The organism is Pseudomonas serboccidentalis, from assembly GCF_028830055.1.
GTDB classification, from domain to species: domain Bacteria; phylum Pseudomonadota; class Gammaproteobacteria; order Pseudomonadales; family Pseudomonadaceae; genus Aquipseudomonas; species Aquipseudomonas serboccidentalis.
Window position 1 is genome coordinate 2,998,217 of the sequence record NZ_CP101655.1, and the last position, 18,488, is coordinate 3,016,704.

Annotated in this window: 25 protein-coding genes, 2 tRNA genes and 1 pseudogene; 11 read left to right on the top strand and 17 right to left on the bottom strand. The window is 57.7% G+C overall.

What is annotated here, in order from left to right; all coding sequences use genetic code 11:
* The first annotated feature begins 58 nt into the window (after positions 1-58).
* Genes NN484_RS13740 through NN484_RS13750 form a run of 3 tightly spaced genes read left to right on the top strand, consistent with a single transcriptional unit; the run spans position 59 to position 1,445 of the window.
* A complete protein-coding gene (locus NN484_RS13740) occupies positions 59-436 on the top strand; it encodes a GNAT family N-acetyltransferase (protein WP_127648694.1) in 378 nt (125 codons plus the stop codon).
* On the top strand, positions 433-1,149 hold the full coding sequence (locus NN484_RS13745) for an AzlC family ABC transporter permease (RefSeq protein WP_003220701.1): 717 nt from the start codon (positions 433-435) through the stop codon (positions 1,147-1,149). Before NN484_RS13740 ends, NN484_RS13745 begins: the two co-directional genes overlap by 4 nt.
* Entirely contained in the window at positions 1,128-1,445 is a 318-nt protein-coding gene (locus NN484_RS13750; RefSeq protein ID WP_007909127.1) for an AzlD domain-containing protein, read from the top strand. The genes NN484_RS13745 and NN484_RS13750 overlap by 22 nt, the downstream gene beginning before the upstream one ends.
* Here NN484_RS13750 and NN484_RS13755 read toward each other — a convergent pair.
* Positions 1,362-2,288, bottom strand: a complete 927-nt coding sequence (locus tag NN484_RS13755; RefSeq protein ID WP_274657329.1) for a LysR family transcriptional regulator — start codon at positions 2,286-2,288, stop codon at positions 1,362-1,364. The genes NN484_RS13750 and NN484_RS13755 overlap by 84 nt on opposite strands.
* A gap of 333 nt (positions 2,289-2,621) precedes the next feature.
* On the opposite strand from NN484_RS13755, the gene NN484_RS13760 reads away from it, so the two are divergent.
* Together NN484_RS13760 and NN484_RS13765 are read left to right on the top strand one after the other, a co-directional pair.
* Positions 2,622-3,032 carry an MbcA/ParS/Xre antitoxin family protein gene (locus NN484_RS13760; RefSeq protein WP_274657330.1) on the top strand — a complete coding sequence of 137 codons (411 nt, stop codon included), beginning with the start codon at positions 2,622-2,624 and terminating at the stop codon, positions 3,030-3,032.
* Positions 3,029-3,709: an RES family NAD+ phosphorylase gene (locus NN484_RS13765; RefSeq protein ID WP_215501201.1), complete on the top strand. Its 681-nt coding sequence runs from the start codon at positions 3,029-3,031 to the stop codon at positions 3,707-3,709. The genes NN484_RS13760 and NN484_RS13765 overlap by 4 nt, the downstream gene beginning before the upstream one ends.
* Positions 3,710-3,752: 43 nt before the next feature.
* Here the strand turns inward: NN484_RS13765 and NN484_RS13770 are convergent, their stop codons facing one another.
* A complete protein-coding gene (locus NN484_RS13770; RefSeq protein ID WP_274657332.1) occupies positions 3,753-4,034 on the bottom strand; it encodes a DUF3077 domain-containing protein in 282 nt (93 codons plus the stop codon).
* A 466-nt stretch (positions 4,035-4,500) separates the two neighbouring features.
* Between NN484_RS13770 and NN484_RS13775 the strand changes: the two genes are divergently transcribed.
* The 3 genes and pseudogenes from NN484_RS13775 to NN484_RS13785 all read left to right on the top strand — a co-directional run.
* Positions 4,501-4,683, top strand: a complete 183-nt coding sequence (locus NN484_RS13775; RefSeq protein ID WP_041071532.1) for a type II toxin-antitoxin system HicA family toxin — start codon at positions 4,501-4,503, stop codon at positions 4,681-4,683.
* A 31-nt stretch (positions 4,684-4,714) separates the two neighbouring features.
* Positions 4,715-5,140: a type II toxin-antitoxin system HicB family antitoxin gene (locus tag NN484_RS13780; protein ID WP_127648550.1), complete on the top strand. Its 426-nt coding sequence runs from the start codon at positions 4,715-4,717 to the stop codon at positions 5,138-5,140.
* Between the two features lie 47 nt (positions 5,141-5,187).
* Positions 5,188-5,325: pseudogene (locus NN484_RS13785) on the top strand (helix-turn-helix domain-containing protein); the annotation flags it as partial.
* 113 nt (positions 5,326-5,438) lie between these two features.
* Here NN484_RS13785 and NN484_RS13790 read toward each other — a convergent pair.
* The 7 genes from NN484_RS13790 to NN484_RS13820 all read right to left on the bottom strand — a co-directional run bounded on the left by NN484_RS13790 (position 5,439) and on the right by NN484_RS13820 (position 10,795).
* Positions 5,439-5,987: a hypothetical protein gene (locus NN484_RS13790; protein ID WP_215501203.1), complete on the bottom strand. Its 549-nt coding sequence runs from the start codon at positions 5,985-5,987 to the stop codon at positions 5,439-5,441.
* 100 nt (positions 5,988-6,087) lie between these two features.
* Positions 6,088-6,163 (bottom strand) — tRNA-Thr (locus NN484_RS13795).
* 420 nt (positions 6,164-6,583) lie between these two features.
* The gene (locus NN484_RS13800; protein ID WP_274657334.1) at positions 6,584-7,819 is read right to left on the bottom strand and encodes a methyltransferase; all 1,236 of its coding nucleotides are present in this window, start codon (positions 7,817-7,819) and stop codon (positions 6,584-6,586) included.
* A complete protein-coding gene (locus tag NN484_RS13805; protein WP_003220713.1) occupies positions 7,800-8,489 on the bottom strand; it encodes an ABC transporter permease in 690 nt (229 codons plus the stop codon). Before NN484_RS13805 ends, NN484_RS13800 begins: the two co-directional genes overlap by 20 nt.
* Positions 8,486-9,181, bottom strand: coding sequence for an ABC transporter permease (locus NN484_RS13810; RefSeq protein ID WP_007961693.1), 696 nt, complete (start codon positions 9,179-9,181; stop codon positions 8,486-8,488). Before NN484_RS13810 ends, NN484_RS13805 begins: the two co-directional genes overlap by 4 nt.
* Positions 9,182-9,258: 77 nt before the next feature.
* The gene (locus NN484_RS13815; protein WP_127648553.1) at positions 9,259-10,008 is read right to left on the bottom strand and encodes an ABC transporter substrate-binding protein; all 750 of its coding nucleotides are present in this window, start codon (positions 10,006-10,008) and stop codon (positions 9,259-9,261) included.
* Positions 10,009-10,021: 13 nt separating this feature from the next.
* Positions 10,022-10,795 carry an ABC transporter ATP-binding protein gene (locus NN484_RS13820; protein WP_041071351.1) on the bottom strand — a complete coding sequence of 258 codons (774 nt, stop codon included), beginning with the start codon at positions 10,793-10,795 and terminating at the stop codon, positions 10,022-10,024.
* Between the two features lie 552 nt (positions 10,796-11,347).
* Here NN484_RS13820 and gabP point away from each other — a divergent pair.
* On the top strand, positions 11,348-12,739 hold the full coding sequence (gabP, locus tag NN484_RS13825) for a GABA permease (protein ID WP_127648555.1): 1,392 nt from the start codon (positions 11,348-11,350) through the stop codon (positions 12,737-12,739).
* Between the two features lie 70 nt (positions 12,740-12,809).
* Here gabP and vapC read toward each other — a convergent pair whose 3' ends face one another.
* The 6 genes from vapC to NN484_RS13855 form a co-directional block, all read right to left on the bottom strand.
* Positions 12,810-13,217, bottom strand: a complete 408-nt coding sequence (gene vapC / locus NN484_RS13830) for a type II toxin-antitoxin system tRNA(fMet)-specific endonuclease VapC (RefSeq protein ID WP_127648556.1) — start codon at positions 13,215-13,217, stop codon at positions 12,810-12,812.
* Positions 13,217-13,447, bottom strand: a complete 231-nt coding sequence (vapB, locus tag NN484_RS13835; protein WP_127648557.1) for a type II toxin-antitoxin system VapB family antitoxin — start codon at positions 13,445-13,447, stop codon at positions 13,217-13,219. Before vapB ends, vapC begins: the two co-directional genes overlap by 1 nt.
* 164 nt (positions 13,448-13,611) lie before the next feature.
* A complete protein-coding gene (locus NN484_RS13840; protein WP_215501206.1) occupies positions 13,612-14,064 on the bottom strand; it encodes a hypothetical protein in 453 nt (150 codons plus the stop codon).
* A 6-nt stretch (positions 14,065-14,070) separates the two neighbouring features.
* The gene (locus NN484_RS13845; RefSeq protein WP_274657335.1) at positions 14,071-14,484 is read right to left on the bottom strand and encodes a hypothetical protein; all 414 of its coding nucleotides are present in this window, start codon (positions 14,482-14,484) and stop codon (positions 14,071-14,073) included.
* Between the two features lie 28 nt (positions 14,485-14,512).
* Positions 14,513-15,463 (bottom strand): alpha/beta hydrolase family protein, encoded by a 951-nt coding sequence (locus tag NN484_RS13850; protein WP_425518787.1) that lies wholly within the window; start codon positions 15,461-15,463, stop codon positions 14,513-14,515.
* 94 nt (positions 15,464-15,557) lie between these two features.
* On the bottom strand, positions 15,558-16,616 hold the full coding sequence (locus NN484_RS13855) for a PDDEXK nuclease domain-containing protein (protein WP_274657337.1): 1,059 nt from the start codon (positions 16,614-16,616) through the stop codon (positions 15,558-15,560).
* A gap of 259 nt (positions 16,617-16,875) precedes the next feature.
* Here NN484_RS13855 and NN484_RS13860 point away from each other — a divergent pair, with 259 nt between their 5' ends.
* The gene (locus tag NN484_RS13860; protein WP_127648561.1) at positions 16,876-17,325 is read left to right on the top strand and encodes a carboxypeptidase regulatory-like domain-containing protein; all 450 of its coding nucleotides are present in this window, start codon (positions 16,876-16,878) and stop codon (positions 17,323-17,325) included.
* Between the two features lie 74 nt (positions 17,326-17,399).
* Positions 17,400-17,681 carry a YceK/YidQ family lipoprotein gene (locus NN484_RS13865; RefSeq protein WP_252191581.1) on the top strand — a complete coding sequence of 94 codons (282 nt, stop codon included), beginning with the start codon at positions 17,400-17,402 and terminating at the stop codon, positions 17,679-17,681.
* Between the two features lie 13 nt (positions 17,682-17,694).
* On the opposite strand, the gene NN484_RS13870 is transcribed toward NN484_RS13865, so the two are convergent.
* Both NN484_RS13870 and NN484_RS13875 read right to left on the bottom strand, forming a co-directional pair.
* On the bottom strand, positions 17,695-18,129 hold the full coding sequence (locus tag NN484_RS13870) for a hypothetical protein (protein WP_252191582.1): 435 nt from the start codon (positions 18,127-18,129) through the stop codon (positions 17,695-17,697).
* Positions 18,130-18,315: 186 nt separating this feature from the next.
* A tRNA-Phe gene (locus NN484_RS13875) sits at positions 18,316-18,391 on the bottom strand.
* Between the last annotated feature and the right edge of the window lie 97 nt (positions 18,392-18,488).

The following is an 18,488-nucleotide window of genomic DNA, read 5'->3' on the forward strand; positions in this document are numbered from 1 at the left end:
CGTCGAGTGCTCGACGCCGGTGGTGCTGCGACGCGCCACCGCCAAGGACGCGCAGCGCATGGAGCGCTTCTTCCGCCAGTTCGACGAAGTGTCGTTCTGCGAGTGGCAGGACGCCAAATGCCTGCGCGGTGTATTGATCCAGAAGACCACCACGGCCTATCTGGCCTTCGACGTGGAAGGCGAAATCGTCGGTGCGGTGCTCGGCGGCATGCTTGGCAGTCGCGGCACCATCAACCATCTGGCGGTCAGCCTGCGCTATCGCAGCCAGGGCGTCGGCCAGCGGCTGGTGGAAGCGGCGTCGTCTGACATGAAACGGGTCGGTGTATTACGGATGTTTCTGTTCGTCGACGATGCTAACCTCGCGGGCAAGCGATTCTGGACTGCCCAGGGTTTTTGCGAACCCCACGGCGAGCGGACATTTGAGAGGGATCTATGAATGAAACGTCCGGCAGTGCGCCGCTGATGGCCGCCCATCAGCCATCGCGCACGTTCGCCGAAGCCAGCCCGGTGGTGGCCGGTTATTTCACGGTGTCATTCGTGTTCGGGCTGATGGCGGTCAACGCCGGGCTGCCCATGTGGCTGCCAGTGGCGATGTGCTTGTTCGTCTACGCCGGCGCTTCGCAATTCGCCGCGCTGGCGCTGATCTCAAGTGGCGCTTCGCTGACCACCATCGTACTGACCACGTTCCTGATCAACGCGCGGCACATGCTGATGTCGGTGTACATGGCCAAGGCCCTGCGCGCACTGGGGCTCAGCCGCATGGAGCGCTGGGCTTACGCCGGTGGACTGACCGACGAATCCTTTGCATTTCACAGCGTGAAATTGGGCACCGGTGCACCGGTCAACATTCGTTACCTGATCGGCTTCAACCTGTTCTGCCACACCTCATGGGTGCTGGGCGGGTTGCTGGGCGCTGTCTGTGCGCAATACGCTTCGCACCTGATCAAATATCAGCTCGACTACGCCTTGACCGCGATGATGCTCTACGTGCTGGTGTCGCTGTGCAACACCCGCAACAAGCTCATCGCGGCTGCCGCCGCCGTCGCCTGCATGGGTGCGCTGAGCCTGGTTGGCACCTCGCCATTCAACGTATTCATCGCCACGTTTGTGGGCTGCGGAGTGGGTGTATGCCTGACCAAACGTTCCTGATCCTGGTGGTCGCGCTGATGATGGCCGTGACCTTTCTGCCACGCGCACTGCCACTGCAAGTCAACACCGAGCACTGGCCGCCGTTTATCGCGCGGGCGCTGGAATACCTGCCGGTGGCGATCGTCGCTGCGATCAGCCTGACACCCTTGTTGATCAAGGATCAGCACATACAGCTCGATCGCCCGGAATTCTATGCAGCGATTCCGACGTTGTTATGTGCGTATTTCAGCAAAAACCTCTTTCTCAGTGTGGCGGTTGGGACGGCTGCGTACATTGCGCTCGGTTCGTTCATGTAGCGGCAGATCGACCACATCGTTCAAGGCCTGGCCCGACAGGTTCGGGTTGTTCACCGCCAGACGCACTTCGAGGAAATCCTCGAAACCGGGGAAAATCGTCAGGCCGTTCTTTTGCGCGGCCTCACGCGACACCATGCCGACCGCATCCATCTGGGTGATCAACGACAGCGTCAGGGTCTCGCTGCAGGAATAGACCATGCGCTGACCGTTCTCGTGATTGCCCAGACCGGCGTCGAGAAAACGCAGAAAGCTGTGGGAATACGGACAATCTTCCGCAGGACGCACCTGAAACTTGTTGCCCAGCAACGTCAGCGGATCGTTTTCCTGCCCGCAATGCGCGCCGACCACCTGCACCTGCACATCCGGCAGGACGATACTCGGCAGACCCGGACGTTGCGGCCCGATCAGCACCGCGAGGTCAAAGTCCTCATTCTTCAGCTTGCTGAGGTTTTCCATCGACTCGGCGTAGCTGAATTCCATCTGATAATCAGGAAACACCTCGATCAGGCGTCCGATCATTCGTCGGTTGAAGTCAGACGACAACGTGTTGTTCAACGCAACCTTCAATGTGCGCTGGCCCGGCACCTTGAGCGCCTCGACCTTTTCTTCCATCTGTCGCGTGGCAATCAGCACTTTGTCCATGTAGGGCGTCAGCTCAGTGCCTTGCGGCGTCAACGTCAGCCCTTTGTTGGAACGTCGAAACAAGCGGAAACCGAACTGCTCTTCGACCTTGTTCAACTGCGCGGCCAAGGCCTGCACAGTCAGGCACGAATGCTCGGCTGCGGCCGACAACGAGCCGGTCTGCACGATGCGCATGAGGTTGCGTAAGGTTCTGCTATCCATGGGTAATGCCCTCTGAAGTGGGCTGGGTATTGTTGTTTACGAGACTGCCGATCCGGCGTCATATGCCGGCTATATTCCAGCACCTGAGCATAGTTGTCGCGGATTTAGTAGCGAATTGATGCCCCTGCCGATGGCTGGAAGCTGACACAGGATCGGGATTTTTGATGACGTGGGGGTGATGAAGGTCAAAAAATACTGACTTGGAATAACAATTCTTGGCTTTTCCCGGGATGTGATCAAAGGAACGAATTGATTCATTTACGGATTAAAAGAAAACAAACATCCGTATCTGTACTAGGCTTGAAGGCATGTCACTCAGCAATGGAGGCGGCCGTGCCTACCTCATCCCCAGCCCTTACCCCGCGTGAACAACTCGACGTCCCCGAAGCCGGGCGCGTCGCGCTGAAGTTCTTCTTCAACCTCATGGAGCGCTGGGGCTGCAACGCCGAGCAGCAGCGAACGCTGTTGGGCGGCGTCGGCAACACCACGTTCTACAAGTACAAACACCTGCCGTCGAACATACGCTTGCCGCATGACACGCTGGAGCGCATCTCGTACCTGATGGGCATTCACAAGGCGTTGAGCATCATCTTCAGCAACAGCCGCGAGCGCGCCTACACATGGGTCAGCAGCCCCAACACGGCTGCGCCATTCAATGGCCGAACAGCGCTGGATTACATGCTGGCGGGGAGGGTGGTCGACATCGCTGATGTGCGTCGCTACCTCGACGGGGTGCGCGGTTGAAGGCTCTACCGTTGGTCGAGCCGCAATGGCCCAAGGCCTATCGGATCGTCAACAGCAGCTTCCCGCCGATTGCGCTGTTTGAAGACGTGCTCGACCCCGAAGACCTGGAAATCGCCTACGCGCTGGAAGCGCTGACCAACGATCGCCTGATCGAGCAGGCCGGCGTCCTCGCCCGCGTGCGTCCCGAAGACCGACTCTCCGGCCCCGGTTCAACGCCGGTGATGGCGGCGTTTACCCACATCGGCAAAAGCAGCCGCTTCACCGATGGCACCTTCGGCGTCTATTACGCCGCCAGCAGCCAGGCCGCCGCCATCGCCGAAACCTGCTATCACCAGGAACGTTTCCTCGCGGCCACCAACGAAGCGGATCTTGAGCTGACCATGCGTACTTACGTCAATCGCGTGGTTAAACCGCTGCACGACGTTCGTCATGACTTTCCCGATTTACATCAACCCGATCCAGACGCCTATGGCCCGTCACAGGCGTTTGCCCGACAACTGCGCGAGTCTGAATCCTGGGGCCTGCTCTACAACAGCGTCCGCCTGCCGGGCCATGAATGTGTCGCCGCGTTTCGGCCGCCGGCGGTGTCGATTCCGAAACAGGGCAAGCACCTGCGTTATGTGTGGAGTGCGAGCCAGCGCAGGATTTCGTTTGTGTTTGAGATCAATCAGGTTTGAAACGCAAAAAGCCCTCGCAATAGCGAGGGCCTTACACCAGTGTTTACATCAACGGCTTGTCCGGCGGCGCATCCATTACTTTCACGACATCATCGATCAGCGCCTTGCTTAACTCCTGCAAATACTGTGAGGCATAAGCGTGAAGATCAGGATCGCGCGAGACTGTGGAATCTGCGGTCAGTAGCTTGGAGATGTGAAGCAAATGTGAGGCGTGCGAGAGAGCGGCGATTACTGGAACGCCACGATTGGTGAGGAACAGCGCTTGATTGGCCTGGAAGGAAAAGTGCGTGAGGCCTGGGGTTTTCAATTCGAGGTAGTCGGTCATTTCGCTTCACCTGCCGTAAGGAAGTGTCGTGAGGTGACCGTTTCTGCAGCTCTGTGAATTGCTGATGGATCAATGGCATTCATTTGTGAACTCCCTGTATCAAATGAGAGCCGCCATTTTCGTTCTCAGGCGAAAGGGTGGCAGCTATGCGCAGGCTGAGAAACCGGAGATACAGGAACCCGGCAGACCCGAAGGTCTCCCACGCACAGCCGCCATTACACTTTGATGCGGGCACAAAAAAGCGCCGGCAATCGTGATTTGGGGCGCTGGTGCGCCTGCATCTTACGCGGGTTCTCAGGCCCGGTCGCTGAATTGGCAGCAACGGGTTTGACGGTAGCTTGCGGAGGACGGATGCGCAATCGTGGCCAGGTGGTGGCTGTTGGTGTTTTTTTATGGTGCAACACTTATGTTGCATGCGTAGCAAATATGTTGCACATTCGCTTTACCGAAACGGCGAGTGATGCACATGAAGTACAGCGAGTTTCGGCGATGGTTGAAAGCCCAAGGCGTTGAGTTTCAAACCGGCAAGGGCAGCCACTTCAAGGTTTCCTTGAATGGCAAATCAACTGTGTTTCCCGACCATGGAGCCAAGGAAATGGGCGAAGGGTTGAGAAAATCGATAATCAAACAGCTGGGCCTCAAGGATTGAGGCTCAGCTGTACCCCATGAGAGGAATCGTGATGTTCGAATATGCGTTGGAAGTTCACGAAGAGCCGGACAGTGTCTGGTTGTCCTGCGCAGAAATTCCTGAGATGCACGCCGTTGGCGACACCCTCGAGCAAGCGTTGGACACCGCCATTGATGCAATCGAGACGGCGCTCTCGATATACGTTGATGATCGCCGGTTGATTCCGACCGGTCAGGCAGGAGAACAGAAGAGTGACGTCGTACTGCGTTTACCTGCGCTGACTGCTGCGAAGGTTGCGCTGTGGAATACGCTTCTGGAGTCTGGTGTGAGCAAGGCAGAGCTGGCACGGCGTCTCGGCGTGCAACGGCCTCAGGTAGATCGCCTGGTTGATTTCCTGCATCACTCCAAGATCGAGAACGTTGAGCGTGCGTTGCAACAGCTTGGACGGCGGATTTCGCTTTCGGTGGAAGCTGCATAAGTTCAGCAAGCGAGCGTTGGAGAAAGTAGCTGAAGGCGAAGAAAGGCATAGCAGATGAACTAGAGCGATTTCAGACGGACTTGCTGGAATCTGTACGTCATATGAAGGCTGGAAAGGCCGCGCGCGTAACGCAAGTGCCGCTCTCGGCGGCTACTGAAGAACAAAGGAAGGCCGGTGTTTCTCAACGCGTTTCGCCTACGTAAGCTCCGTAGAAACACGAGAAAAATAGGGTGGTGGAAAAATAGGGCCAGACCACTGATTCAGTTGAAAACGTGGTCTGGCCCTTATTTCCCATAGATCACGGTCGCGTATCGCTCACCCATTCTGGTCGAATTACGGCTAGCGGAGGATTTTGGGCAAGCACTTCAAAGATGAATTGTTGATCTTGTTTATGAGTGTCGTCGACGGACTTTGAATGCAATCGGAACCGGACTTCGATCCTGTTCAAGCGATACCGGCCCTCGCGCACAGCGCTTATGCCGTTCTGATTAATGTGGCCGACTGGGAAAGTGTAAGCCGCACCGCTTTGTCCAATTAGCGACCACCCTTTGTGGCTTGGTGTCTCGTAAACCTCGTCACCGATCTGAAGCTGGACTGCAGTCATCATCACAAAGCATGGGTGTGGTCCCACGTTGAAAGGGCGGACAGAAACTACATAGACTATCTCACCTTCGCCGCGATCAAGCGGTTCGACGTTTACCACTGGAACAACGTATGGCCGATATTTCGCTCGGTACTCACGCCGAAGGTAATAAAGGGTGACTGCGGTGATTACGAGTGCGATTAGCGCTATAGCCGCAGTAACTGCGTTGGCATAGTCAGTGGAGAATGTTTTGAGCCATTCCATAGCGTGCCTCCAAGGCGAACCGCACGTCGTTATTACGTCGCTTATTACGTCTTACGCAAACAACAAAGCCCCTGCATTTCTGCAGGGGCTTTGTTTTGTATGGTGCCGGCACCAGGAGTCGAACCCGGGACCTACTGATTACAAGTCAGTTGCTCTACCAACTGAGCTATACCGGCGTGTGGGCGACGATTATAGCGATTGGGTTGGTTCTGTAAACCCCTGAATTCAGACTATTTTTACGCAAGCGCTGGATCAGGCGTGGTGTGGGCTGTGTCGTTGGGGTTTCAGCCGCAGAATTGGGCTTCCTGGCGGTCAATCCAGCCTGAGAGTGATGGCAGGATTTCGGCACCGGTCAAGCACCCATTTTCCTCGTTTATGTCCTTTTGATTGGAAGCTTATGCACAACGGATCGGCGCGATGTTGGTGTTGCAGGGGATTTTGTGGACACGTTCTCATTTTGTGCGCAAAGCCCTGTTTTACAGGTTTTTTATCCATGTGAACAAAAAATGACCAATGCTGTTTCTGTCACGTAAAGGCCGTGGATATTGGATCCACGGGAAAACCATCAACAGAGTTATCCACAGGCTGTAAAGGTTTTAGCTGCGTTCGGCCAGCAGCAGAAAATTACGCGGGGTCAGCGGGGTGTCGCAGAAGGTGCCGAGGCGTACGCGGTATCCCTGTTCGCTGAGGAAAATGGCTCGATCAAGGTTCAGCCAAAGCTCCAGCGGTCGTCGGAAAAGTCCGCGCAGCAATTCCAGGTTGCGAACTTCGGCCAACCGCTGCCAACCGGCCGCTTCCAGCGTTCGCCAATCTGGCGTGCCGATTGTGGATAACTCTTTCAATGTAGCCAGATCCCTGCAGTAATCGGCGAAGGATTTGTCCAGCCAAGCGCTGGGCAGCGACGGGGTTGGCAGGTATTCGTCGACGCCGCGCGCTTGCCGTTGCAGCAGGTCGAAGGCCAGGCGTCGGGCCATGGAGGTGTCGCGCTGACGTCGGACGCGTGCACCGGCGGTGACGGTTTCGCTCATGGGCAGTGCCAGATCTTCGAGTGAGAGCTGTAGGGCCGATCGCAAGCCCGCGCAGGACAATGCCTGGTACTCGCTGCGATTGATCCGGTTGTAGCAGCACGGGGCAATGGCCATCTGCTGACATCCGGCAGCGCTCGCCAGTTGCATCAGTCGCACGTGCAGATCACCGCAGGCGTGCAGGGCGACGGGGGTGTGCTGAGCGCTCAAAACGGTTGCTGCGTCTGCTGCCAGCACATCTTGTTCGACATGCAGCGCGTGCAAATGGTGACGCTGACTTAGCGCCTCACCGCTGGCGACCAACGCCGGATCGTATTCAACGCAAGTCAGCTGTTGACCGGCGCCCAGCAGGCGCCGGCCCAAATGCCCCTTGCCGGAACACCAGTCCAGCCAATGCGTCGGCTGAGAGGCGAAAGACAAACGGCTGGCGAACGCTTCGATCTGCTGCCACTTGCGCCCCGGCACATCGACATTCAAGCGATGGCCTGCAGCATCCAGCGCATGCCCCGGCAACTCACCGACCGCGCTTAGCTCAGCCGACAACGCCGCCAATGAAGCGAACGGCTCCGGGGCATCGATGAGATCGGCGGGATGGTTATGTGCACGCTCTGCATCTTCCAGCGTTCGTCCGCGTAGCCACGAAGACAACTCGGGGTAGGCGGTTTCCCACGGTAGCGAAAGATGGGTGAACGGACGAGGTTTCCACAGCGCCTGATGCTCAATCAAAAAAGCATCCAGCGCGGTGAAGCGGGCGAGTAGGTCCTCGCCCGTCAGCACGTGGGAAGCATCAACGCCCTTGGCAGGCATCGACGCGCAGCCAGCGCTCCAGCAGCTTGAAGCCGCGCACCAGCACGTAGGACATCAGCAGATAGAACACGCCGGCGGCAAAGAAGATTTCCACCGGCAGGTAGGTGCGCGCGATGATCGTGCGGGCCATGCCGGTCAGTTCCAGCAGGGTCACGGTGCTCGCCAGCGCACTGGCCTTGAGCATCAGGATCACTTCGTTGCTGTACGCCGGCAGGCCGATACGCGCCGCACGCGGCAGCATGATGTAGAACATGGCCTTGGGTTTGGACATGCCCAGCGCCCGCGCTGCTTCGATCTCGCCGGGCGGAATCGCCTGGATTGCGCCGCGCAGGATCTCGGCGATGTACGCCGCGGTGTGCAGGGTCATGGTCGCGGTGGTGCACCAGAACGGATCGCGCAGGTACGGCCACAGCGCGCTGCTACGCACGGCATCGAACTGCGCCAGGCCGTAATAGACGAGGAACAGTTGCACCAGCAACGGCGTACCACGGAAAAAGAAGATGTAGGCGTAGGGCAAGGCGCGCACGTACCACAGCTTCGAAGAGCGGGCGATGCCCAGTGGAATCGCCAGTAGCAGACCGGCAATCACGGCAATCGCCACCAACTCCAGGGTCAGGGTCGCGCCCTGTGCCAGTTTCGGCAGCCACTTGATGATCACTTCCCAGTTCATGAAGCGCTCCTCGCGAAGCCGCGAGCGGCGCGTTTTTCCAGGAAGTGCATGCCGGTCATCGCCAGCACCGTGAGGCCCAGATACATGACCGCCGCCACCAGATAGAAGGTGAACGGCTGTTTCGAGACGGTCACGCCGATCTGCGCGTGACGCATGATTTCTTCCAGGCCGATCACCGAGACCAGCGCGGTATCCTTCATCAGGATCATGAACAGGTTGCCCAGGCCAGGCAGGGCGATGCGCCACATCTGCGGCATGATCAGTTTGGTGAAGATCCGCCATTTCGACAGGCCCAACGCCACACCAGCTTCACGGTGGCCCTTGGGAATGGCGAGGATCGCGCCGCGGAACACTTCCGTGGCATAGGCGCCGAAGCACAGACCCAGCGCAATGACGCCGGCGGCGAAGGCGCTGAGTTGCAGGTCGGGGTTGCCGAAGAACTCGCCTAGGCTGCGCATCAGGTTGACCGTACCGAAGTAGATCAACAGCACCCAGAGCAATTCCGGGACGCCACGCACCAGGGTCGAATAAGTGCCGCCAAGCCATTGCAGCGGCTTGTACGGGGAAGTCTTGGCCAAGGCGCCGAGCAGACCGAGCACCAGTCCCAGGCACAGGGCCGTCAGCGCCAGTTTGACGGTCATCAGCGCACCGGCAGCGAGGGCCGGGCCGAATCCGTAGAGGTCGATAATCATGGATTTCTTTTCAAATCGCGGCAGGCAAGGCCGGGAGCCGGCACCGTCAAATCCCGGCGCCGGTCCCGCAGGTCAGATCAATAGATGCTGAACGGGAAGTACTTGTCGTTGATCTTCTTGTAGGTACCGTCGGCGACGATTTCCTTTAGGGCGGCGTTCAACTTCTCACGCAGTGGGTCGCCTTTGCGCACAGCGATGCCGATCTTGTCGCTTTCCACAACCGGGTCGCCTTTGAACTCGTAGGCTTTGCCCGCGTCGGTTTTCAACCAATCGTAGTTGGCGTACTTGTCGGCGAGGATGGCGTCGACACGACCGGAAGTCAGGTCCAGGTAGGCGTTTTCCTGGGTGTCATAGAGTTTGACCTCGATATCGCTACCGTAGGTGTCCTCAAGCCAGGTACCGGCGAGCGTGGCGCGCTGCGTACCGATGATCTTGCCTTTGAGCGAATCCTTGTCGGTTTTGAAATCGACATTTTTCGGTGCGATGAACTGCAGCTTGTTCGAGTAGTACGGGTCGGTGAAGTCCACCGCGCCCTTGCGCTCTTCGGTGATCGACAGCGAGGACACCAGGAAGTCGAACTTCTTGGCATTCAGCGCAGGGATGATGCCGTCCCAGTCGGAAGTGACCACGGAGCATTCGACTTTCATCTTGGCGCACAGGGCGTCGCCGATGTCTTTGTCGAAGCCGACCACGTTGCCGCTGGCGTCTTTATTGTTGAACGGCGGGTAAGCCGCTTCGATGCCCATCTTCAGGGTCTCGGCCATGGCACCGGCGCTGAACGCGAGGGTGACGGCGGCGGCCAGGAAGACCTTTTTAAAATTCTGCATGCATGTTGCTCCGTTAGCGGTTGCTGGACATGAATTGTTTGCAGCGCGCCGAAAGCGGGTTTTCGAACACCTGCTGAGGCGATCCTTGCTCTTCCACCAGGCCTTGGTGAAGGAACACCACTTCGCTGGAGACCTGACGGGCGAAGCCCATTTCGTGGGTCACCAAAAGCATGGTGCGGCCTTCTTCGGCCAGTGCGCGGATGACACTAAGTACTTCCTGAACCATTTCCGGGTCAAGCGCGGAGGTGGGTTCGTCGAACAGAATCACCTTCGGCTGCATCGCCAACGTGCGGGCGATGGCCGCGCGTTGCTGCTGGCCGCCGGACAGCTGCGACGGATACGCGTGGCGCTTGTCAGCGATGCCGACCTTGGCCAGCAGTGCTTCAGCGACTTCGATCGCTTCGGCTTTGCTCTGGCCGAGTACGCGGCGGGGGGCTTCGATGATGTTGTCGAGCACGCTCATGTGCGGCCACAGGTTAAAGTTTTGAAACACAAAACCAATCTCGGAGCGCAGGCGATTGATCTGCTTGCCGTCGGCGGCAACCAGCTCGCCATTCTTGGCGGGCTTGAGCTTGAGTTCTTCACCGGCCACCAGAATCTGGCCCTGGTGCGGGTTTTCCAACAGGTTGATGCAACGCAGGAACGTGGACTTGCCGGAACCGGAGGAACCGAGGATCGAGATCACATCGCCGTCGCGGGCGGTCAGCGAGATGCCTTTGAGCACCTCAAGCTGTCCGTAGCGTTTGTGCAAGTTGCGGATTTCAAGCGCGGGCGTGGCCTCAGCCATGTGCGTTCCTCATATATGTTGCGCTCCTGCTGTTGGCTGGCCTTCCTGGCGAGGCGGCCAAGCTAGCATAGCGTTTCAATGGCAGCCAACAGCGCTACGAGCGGTAAGCGGATGGCGTGTGGCAGGTTGTCGCATCGGCACAGCAGACTGTCGCCCCATCAACAACCGAACGGGTGTTTGATCGTGCAAACCCGTAGGCGTCGCGTAAAAAAAGGCGCGATGGTGCCAGCTTTGGCGGGGTGTTGGAAGCGCTATCCGGCCGAACGTTCCCGAATCGCCCTTTTATTGTGCGTCCCGTACTTTTTCAGTGTGTTTCTGGTGCGCACATTCGTTTGAAAAGTGAGTCGCAGGGTAACGCTCTGGCGAATTGCCATTAATTCCAAGGACTTGCGATGTCTGTCCGGTCGCGCGCAAAACCGCAGCCCAGAAGAGTTTGAAACATTTTGGCGCATTTATTGCGTGCAGAATCTGGAACGCCCTGTTGGTTTCTTTTTACGAAAAGGAAATTCAGACGGGACGGACGCAATCGCTTTCCTCGCAAAGGTAGTTCCGATGAGCAGTACCCCAAGCTCCAATGGCCTCGAACAGGGGCTCAAACCGCGTCACGTGACCATGTTGTCGATCGCCGGTGTGATCGGCGCCGGTCTGTTCGTTGGCTCCGGCCACGCTATCGCTGCCGCCGGCCCTGCCGTGCTGTTGGCTTACGCCGCCGCCGGTACCCTGGTGGTGCTGGTGATGCGCATGCTCGGTGAGATGGCTGTCGCTTCGCCAGACACCGGCTCGTTCTCGACTTACGCCGACCGTGCCATCGGGCACTGGGCCGGTTTTACCATCGGCTGGCTGTACTGGTGGTTCTGGGTGCTGGTCATTCCACTGGAAGCCAACGCCGCCGCAACCATCCTCCATGCGTGGTTCCCGGGCGTAGATATCTGGGCGTTCGCTTTGGTCATCACTATGCTGCTCACCGTGACCAACCTGTTCAGCGTGAAAAACTACGGTGAATTCGAATTCTGGTTTGCCCTGATCAAAGTGCTGGCGATCATCGGCTTCATCATCCTCGGTCTGGCGGCCATCTTCGGCTTCCTGCCGAACAGCCAGGTCAGCGGCGTTTCGCACCTGTTCGACTCCGGTGGCTTCCTGCCCAACGGCATGGGTGCAGTCCTGGGCGCGATCCTGACCACCATGTTCTCGTTCATGGGTACCGAAATCGTGACTATCGCGGCCGCGGAATCGAAGAACCCGGGCAAGCAGATCTCCAAGGCCACCAACTCCGTTATCTGGCGGATCGGCCTGTTTTATCTCGTCTCGATCTTCATCGTCGTGGCCCTGGTGCCGTGGAACGATCCTACGCTGGCCAACCTGGGTTCCTACCAGACTGTGCTGGAGCGCATGGGCATCCCGAACGCCAAGATGATCGTCGACATCGTGGTGCTGGTTGCCGTAACCAGCTGCCTGAACTCGGCGCTGTACACCTCGTCGCGCATGCTGTTCTCTCTGGGCAAGCGCGGTGATGCACCGGCCATGTCGACCCGCACCAACAAAAGCGGCACGCCTTACTGGGCAGTGATGCTGTCCACCGGTGCGGCGTTCCTCTGCACATTCGCCAACTATGTGGCCCCGGCCGCCGTGTTCGAGTTCCTGCTGGCCAGCTCTGGTGCCATCGCGCTGCTGGTGTACCTGGTGATCGCGTTCTCGCAACTGCGCATGCGCAAACAGCGCATGGCCCGTGGCGAGAAAATCGTCTTCAGCATGTGGCTGTTCCCGGGCCTGACCTACGCGGTGATCATCTTCATCGTCGCGGCCCTGACCATCATGCTGTTCCAGGAAGCGCACCGCGTGGAAATCCTCGCGACCGGCCTGCTGAGCCTGCTGGTGGTCGCTGCCGGCCTGCTGGTAGCACGTCGTCGCAAGCTGGAAAAGCGTGGTGCGGTGGTCTTGAACTGATCCGCAACGCGTAATGCAAAACGGCCGCTGTCAGTGATGACGAGCGGCCGTTTTGTTTGTGGGCGGTAGATTAGTCAGGGTGCACCCAATCTTCTATGCGCAATCCGGGAACACGTTCAAATTCCCGCACATTGTTCGTCACCACAATAAGTCCTTGTGAGCGCGCATGACCTGCGATCATTTGGTCATAGGGGCCAATAGGCGTTCCTGCTTTCGCCAGTTCAGATCGAATCATTCCGGCTTGTGCTGCTGCATCACCGTCAAAAGGTAATACTTCCAGTCGTGCGACGAATCCTTCGACAACTGAAAGATTTTTTTCGGGAACTGCCGACTTTTCAGCGCCGTAGATAAGCTCCATGAGCGTGATAGCGCTGATGCACAACTGTCCGGAATGGCGATTGAACGCTTCGCGACAAATCTGTGGTTTGTTTTTGATTGTGAAAATGCAGATGTTGGTATCCAGCATGTATTTGATCATCAGAACGACTCACGCTCCTGATCATTCGGTTGCTCACGGTCAACCATGAAATCAGCGGAAACGTCATCGCCATCGAACCAGCTATCCCAGCTTTCTCCAGCCGGTGTGATCACGCGTGTTCTACCGATAGCGATCACTTCTACTCGTTTGACATCTCCGGGCATTGCGACTGCCTTTGGCAATCGGACGGCCTGGCTCCTATTGCTCATGAAAATTGTGGTTTGCTCCATATTCGGCCTCCAAGGTCTGCGCCTGCAATGAACCAAGAATAGGTTGTGGCTTGGATATGTCAATGGGATATACGTTGCTCTCGGACAAAGAGTTTTCAGGTCACCCAATCAAAAACGGCCGCTGTCAGTGATGACGAGCGGCCGTTTTTGTTGGTGGGCGGGGTTTATTCGCTCTTTTCTTCCGGCGTATCCACCGACTTGCCGTAAGCATCCAGCGCAACCCCGAAATCGGTGATGAACTGCGGCTCGCTCAGCCAGGCCTGGGCGGTTTCGATGTCCATGCCGTCGGCCCACATGCGGTAGTCGATCAACATGTCGGCGGCCAGGTGGGTGGCGGCCATGCCTTCGTTCTCGGCGTTTTCCATGTCCAGCAGCTCTGGATGATCAACGATGATGAACGCCAGTTCGCGCAGCAGCGTCAGCAGCATCTCGTTGCGGCTGACGGCTTCGGCGTCGCGCATTTTGCTGAACATCGCCAGGGTGTATTCCGGGATCGGCTCGGCCAGATGGCCGAGGTCATCGTCCTGTTCGAGCGGCTTACGGCCGACCATGCGGATGTGCTTGGCTTTGGCCTTGGCGCGTTTGGCGCGTTTCTGTTGCTTGTTCAGGGATGCCATGGGAACTCAGTTCTTCTGTTGGGATTGTGCGGCGATCGCGTCGGACGCCGCTACATAGTCGGCTTGAAAGGCCGGGGATTCGATCCATGCCAGCGCGCCGGCTTCGTCGGTTTCTTTCGACCACTGACGGTACTCGATCAGCGCGGCGAGGATGAAATCCATCGCGCCTTCTTCGCCTTCCTGGTCAAAGACCAACTCCAGCAGCGGGTCTTCGAGGAACGCGGTGCACATGGCTTGCTGGCTGATCTTCTCGGCGTCGATCATTTTCTTGAACAGCTCGGTCAGGTCCACCGACTCGAAATCGATGCGGTCATCGTTCGGGTCCAGCTCGACTGGCGCCTCGGCGCGTTTGGTGCGGTTCTGCTTGGCCTTGGTCTTGGCCCGGGCGGCGCGTTTTTGCTGCTTGTTGGCGGAGGCCATGGTGTGTTCCGTCGTGCGTTGATAGGGCTCAGCTGCGTGGCACTGTCCGCCCGGGTGAATCGGGGGCCAGTTCGCCGGTTTGCAGCCAGGTCAGAGCGATGGGCCATAGTGTGGCTTGGTATGCGCTGCGAAAAAAGGCGAAATGTCCCACTTGTTGCTCGCCGATGTCCTGCGGCTCGATGCGCAGGTGGGTTTTGCGCGCATGGCTGAAGTAGTCGAGCAAGCGTTCGATGGCCGCAACGGTGCCATAGGGGTCGTCGCTGATGCTGATCGCCAGGGTCTGGGCGCGGACGTTGGTGAAGGGCATTCGACCGGCAGCCTTCAGCAGTCTGCGGCCGCTCGGGCGCTGCTCGTAACGTCCGGTGGGCGTGCTCCAGTCACGTACGACGCCGGCGGGCGTGTCCTCCAGCCAGCCGAGGCGCTTGCCGGGGAAGTAGCCACAGAACCGCGTCAGCAGCGGCATCAGCAGATGCCATTTGCCGAACATGCGCCAGCGCTGTTCCGGCGCATAGTCGCGCCAGTAAGCGAACTGCGCGCCCACCGTCACCAGCCGACGAATGACCTGTCCGGACGCACCGAGCCCTGCCGCGCAACCGCCGAAACTGTGGCCGACCACATCGATTGGCTGACCGGGGAATTCCCGTTGCGCGCGTTTGAGCATCGCTTCGAAATCCATCGCGCCCCAATCGGTCCATGAGGCCTTAAGGTCTTTCATGATTGCCGGGCGTGATTCGCCGATGCCTCGGTAATCGTAAGTGATCACGTCGAAGCCGTTGGCGAACAGATAATCAGCGAAGCGCGCGTAATGTCGGCAGCGTACCGAGGTGGCGGCGTTGATGATGACTACCGGGCGCTGGATGTCGGGCAGGGCGTGTCGCCAGGTGAAACCGCCGAGCACAAAACCATCGGCGGCGACTTCCTTGAAGCCCTCACTTTGTTTCTCAGTCAAAAGCGGTGACTTTGACTGCATGTCTTCCATTGCTGGCGTACCCTGACAGCTCATCGCGCTTAACCTTTTCGGGGAGCTGTCAACGATAGTCTTCGCGCCACCCGGGAACAACAATCGGCAGTTTCTATTCAGTGGATTGAAGGCGCTGGCGTTCTTCGATCAAGGCCTGTTCCCGATTGAGTTCGGCGCGCAGTTCTTCCTCGCTCGGCAATATCGTCTTGTAACTGCTGGCGAACAATTGCTCATTGCCCTTGAGCATTGAATAGCGTGCCACCGAGTCGTTGCTCTCTGCGCACAGAATGATTCCGACTGTCGGCTTGTCGCCCTCGCTGCGCTTGAGCTCGTCGTACATGCGCACGTACATGTCCATTTGCCCGACGTCGCGGGCGCTGAGCCGGCCGCGTTTGAGATCAATGATCACGAAGCATTTGAGCAGGTAGTTGTAGAACACCAGATCGATGTACAGATCCACATCATGGGTGCTGATACGTTGTTGCCGAGCGACAAAGGAAAAGCCTTTGCCCAGTTCAAGAAGAAAACCCTGCAGGTGGTCGATGAGCGCCTGTTCAAGACAACTCTCCCTGACCTTGCCGGCTGACGGTAGCCCGAGAAATTCGAGCATGACAGGGTCGCGAATGAACTCGCGCGGATGGGATTTCATGGCTGCAATGTTGGTGGTGGCTTCTTCAATCACATCGGCTTTATCTCGACTCATCAGCAGTCGCTCGTAGTAAAGCGTATTGATCTGGCGATCAAGGGCGCGGCTGGACCAGTTCAGATTGGCAGATTCTTCCATGTACCAATGGCGAGCCTTGTCACTGGTGACGCCCAAAAGCCGCCGATAGTGGGTCCAACTCAATTCGGAACGCACTGCGTTCCAAATCGGAAACAACTGATAAAAACTCCGCATATACCGCAGATTTCGATCATCAAACCCCTTCCCGAACTGCGCCGTCAGATCCTTCGCCAACAAGGCTAGCAACTGCTTGCCATACCCCGCACGTTGGGCGCCTTTCTGTTCAAACTCGACAATATGCCGGCCAATCTGCCAGCAGGTCTGCACCTGAATCGTATCAACCGCACGCAGCACTTTTTGCCGCGCCTGGCGAATCACTTCGCCCTGCTCCCCCAGCAACGAGTCGATTTTCGGATCTTGCACATCAGTCGGTTTTATCTGGCTCATCGAGTCATTCGCATCAGTGGAAACAGGCGCAAAAGCATGCCAAGAGTCGCCGCTTGGCGATGTCGGGCGAGCCTGCTTAGGTGGCAGGAAGAGGGGATGGGTGTTGCAGGACGTTGCCGACAAAAGGTGTGTCAGTGAGTAATGGTCTGTAGTCCATTTCGTACACAGCCCAAGTTCCAATCAATCTAAAACCCGGCCCCCTGCACAAAATCTAAAAGGAGTAACGGTTGGGCTCTACAGGAGCCCGGGAGTCGTCATCATGAAACGCGTTTTTTCATTCATGCTGCCAATCGCGGCGGTTGCTGCATTGGTTTTTCCGGTGATGCCGCAGGCCGCCAACCTGGAACCGGTCGACAGCGCCGGTGTGCAAGTCCAGCAACAACAGCAAAACGGCATCAACTACCTGTCCGGCGGGATTGGCGTTGATGAAGCAAAAGCCATTCAGCAGACTACCGGTTACAACCTGCACATGACGTTCGCAGTGGGGGCGCAAGACGAGTACACCGCTGATGTCGATGTGATGATTCAAAAGTCGCCAGGGCAAACCGTGCTGACCCTCACCCAAGCGGGCCCGCTGGTGTACGTACAATTGCCACCCGGTAAGTACACGGTGGTCGCCACTCGCAATGGCGAAACACGGCACGACGTGACAGACATTGGCAGTGGCACAGCACGCAATCTGGTTTTCCACTGGAATGACGCTGGATAAGGTTGGGTGTAATTGAGCGTCGAGGCGCGGGTACAATCCCGCGCCTTATAGTTTGTGGCGAAGGAAGTACTGGTTTGAAAGGGATTTTGCGTATTGGCTCAGCAGTGAGCCTGGCTTTGCTGTTGGCCGGTTGTGGAACGATGATGGGGCGTATGAACGGTGATTCAGAAGAGCCGTACTACAAGGGCGTCGATGGCAACCTGCACTTGCTTGGCGTGAGAGGGGGAGACGGCATGCCATCCGCCGTCATCTGTTACATGATGATCGTTTGCCCGCTGATTACCGTCGTATCTCTACCGGTCGACGCTGCGCTCGACACGGTTTTGTTGCCAGTCGACTACGTCAACACCCTCTGAGGGCAACCTCCATTTACCGCTGCGTGCGCTTGGCCTTTGCCTTGTCGGTGGGCTCGTGCGCCACGCGGTAAAGCCATAATCCGATCCAGCCGACGGCCACCAGGAATACGGTGCCAATGCACTGCGACACGATTTCGAACCAATACATTCGGGGTTGTAGCGCAAGGGTGTAGGTATGACGTGGGCCAGATCGGTTCCCTGTAGTGATGGAGCCGCTGATCAAGCTGTGGACGATCAGATAAATCGAGGCGCCGATGACGAAGGCGGTCAGTACGCCGACGAGAACCGTCAGCCAGAATGAAGCTCTGCTCTGGCGATAGGGTGGCGGATGGGGCAGGGGTACGCGGGTTCTTTTCTGGTTCATCGAGTGGATGACCCTCTTCCTTAAGGTGCGGCCAAAGTAGCGTGGATCGTCGTTGGCCGAAACCCGTCGACGTTGAAAACTCATCGCGCAATGATTGATATGCGTTGAGAACTGGTCGATGACCTACTGACCATCTGAAACGACAAAACCCGCGACGCCAGTAAAGGGGTCGCGGGTTTTTTCTGGGCTGCGCAAAAGGCTGGATTGAGCCGCCATCAAATCGCAGGCATAAAAAAACCCTGAATCTTGCGATTCAGGGTTTTCGGTATTTGGTGCCCAGAGACGGAATCGAACCGCCGACACGGGGATTTTCAATCCCCTGCTCTACCGACTGAGCTATCTGGGCAACGGGGCGCATTAAAAGGGTTTTTCGGATTTACGTCAACGACTTTTTTAAAATTTCTTAAATTAATTCCGTCGCTTACGATCCACCCCCCGAATTT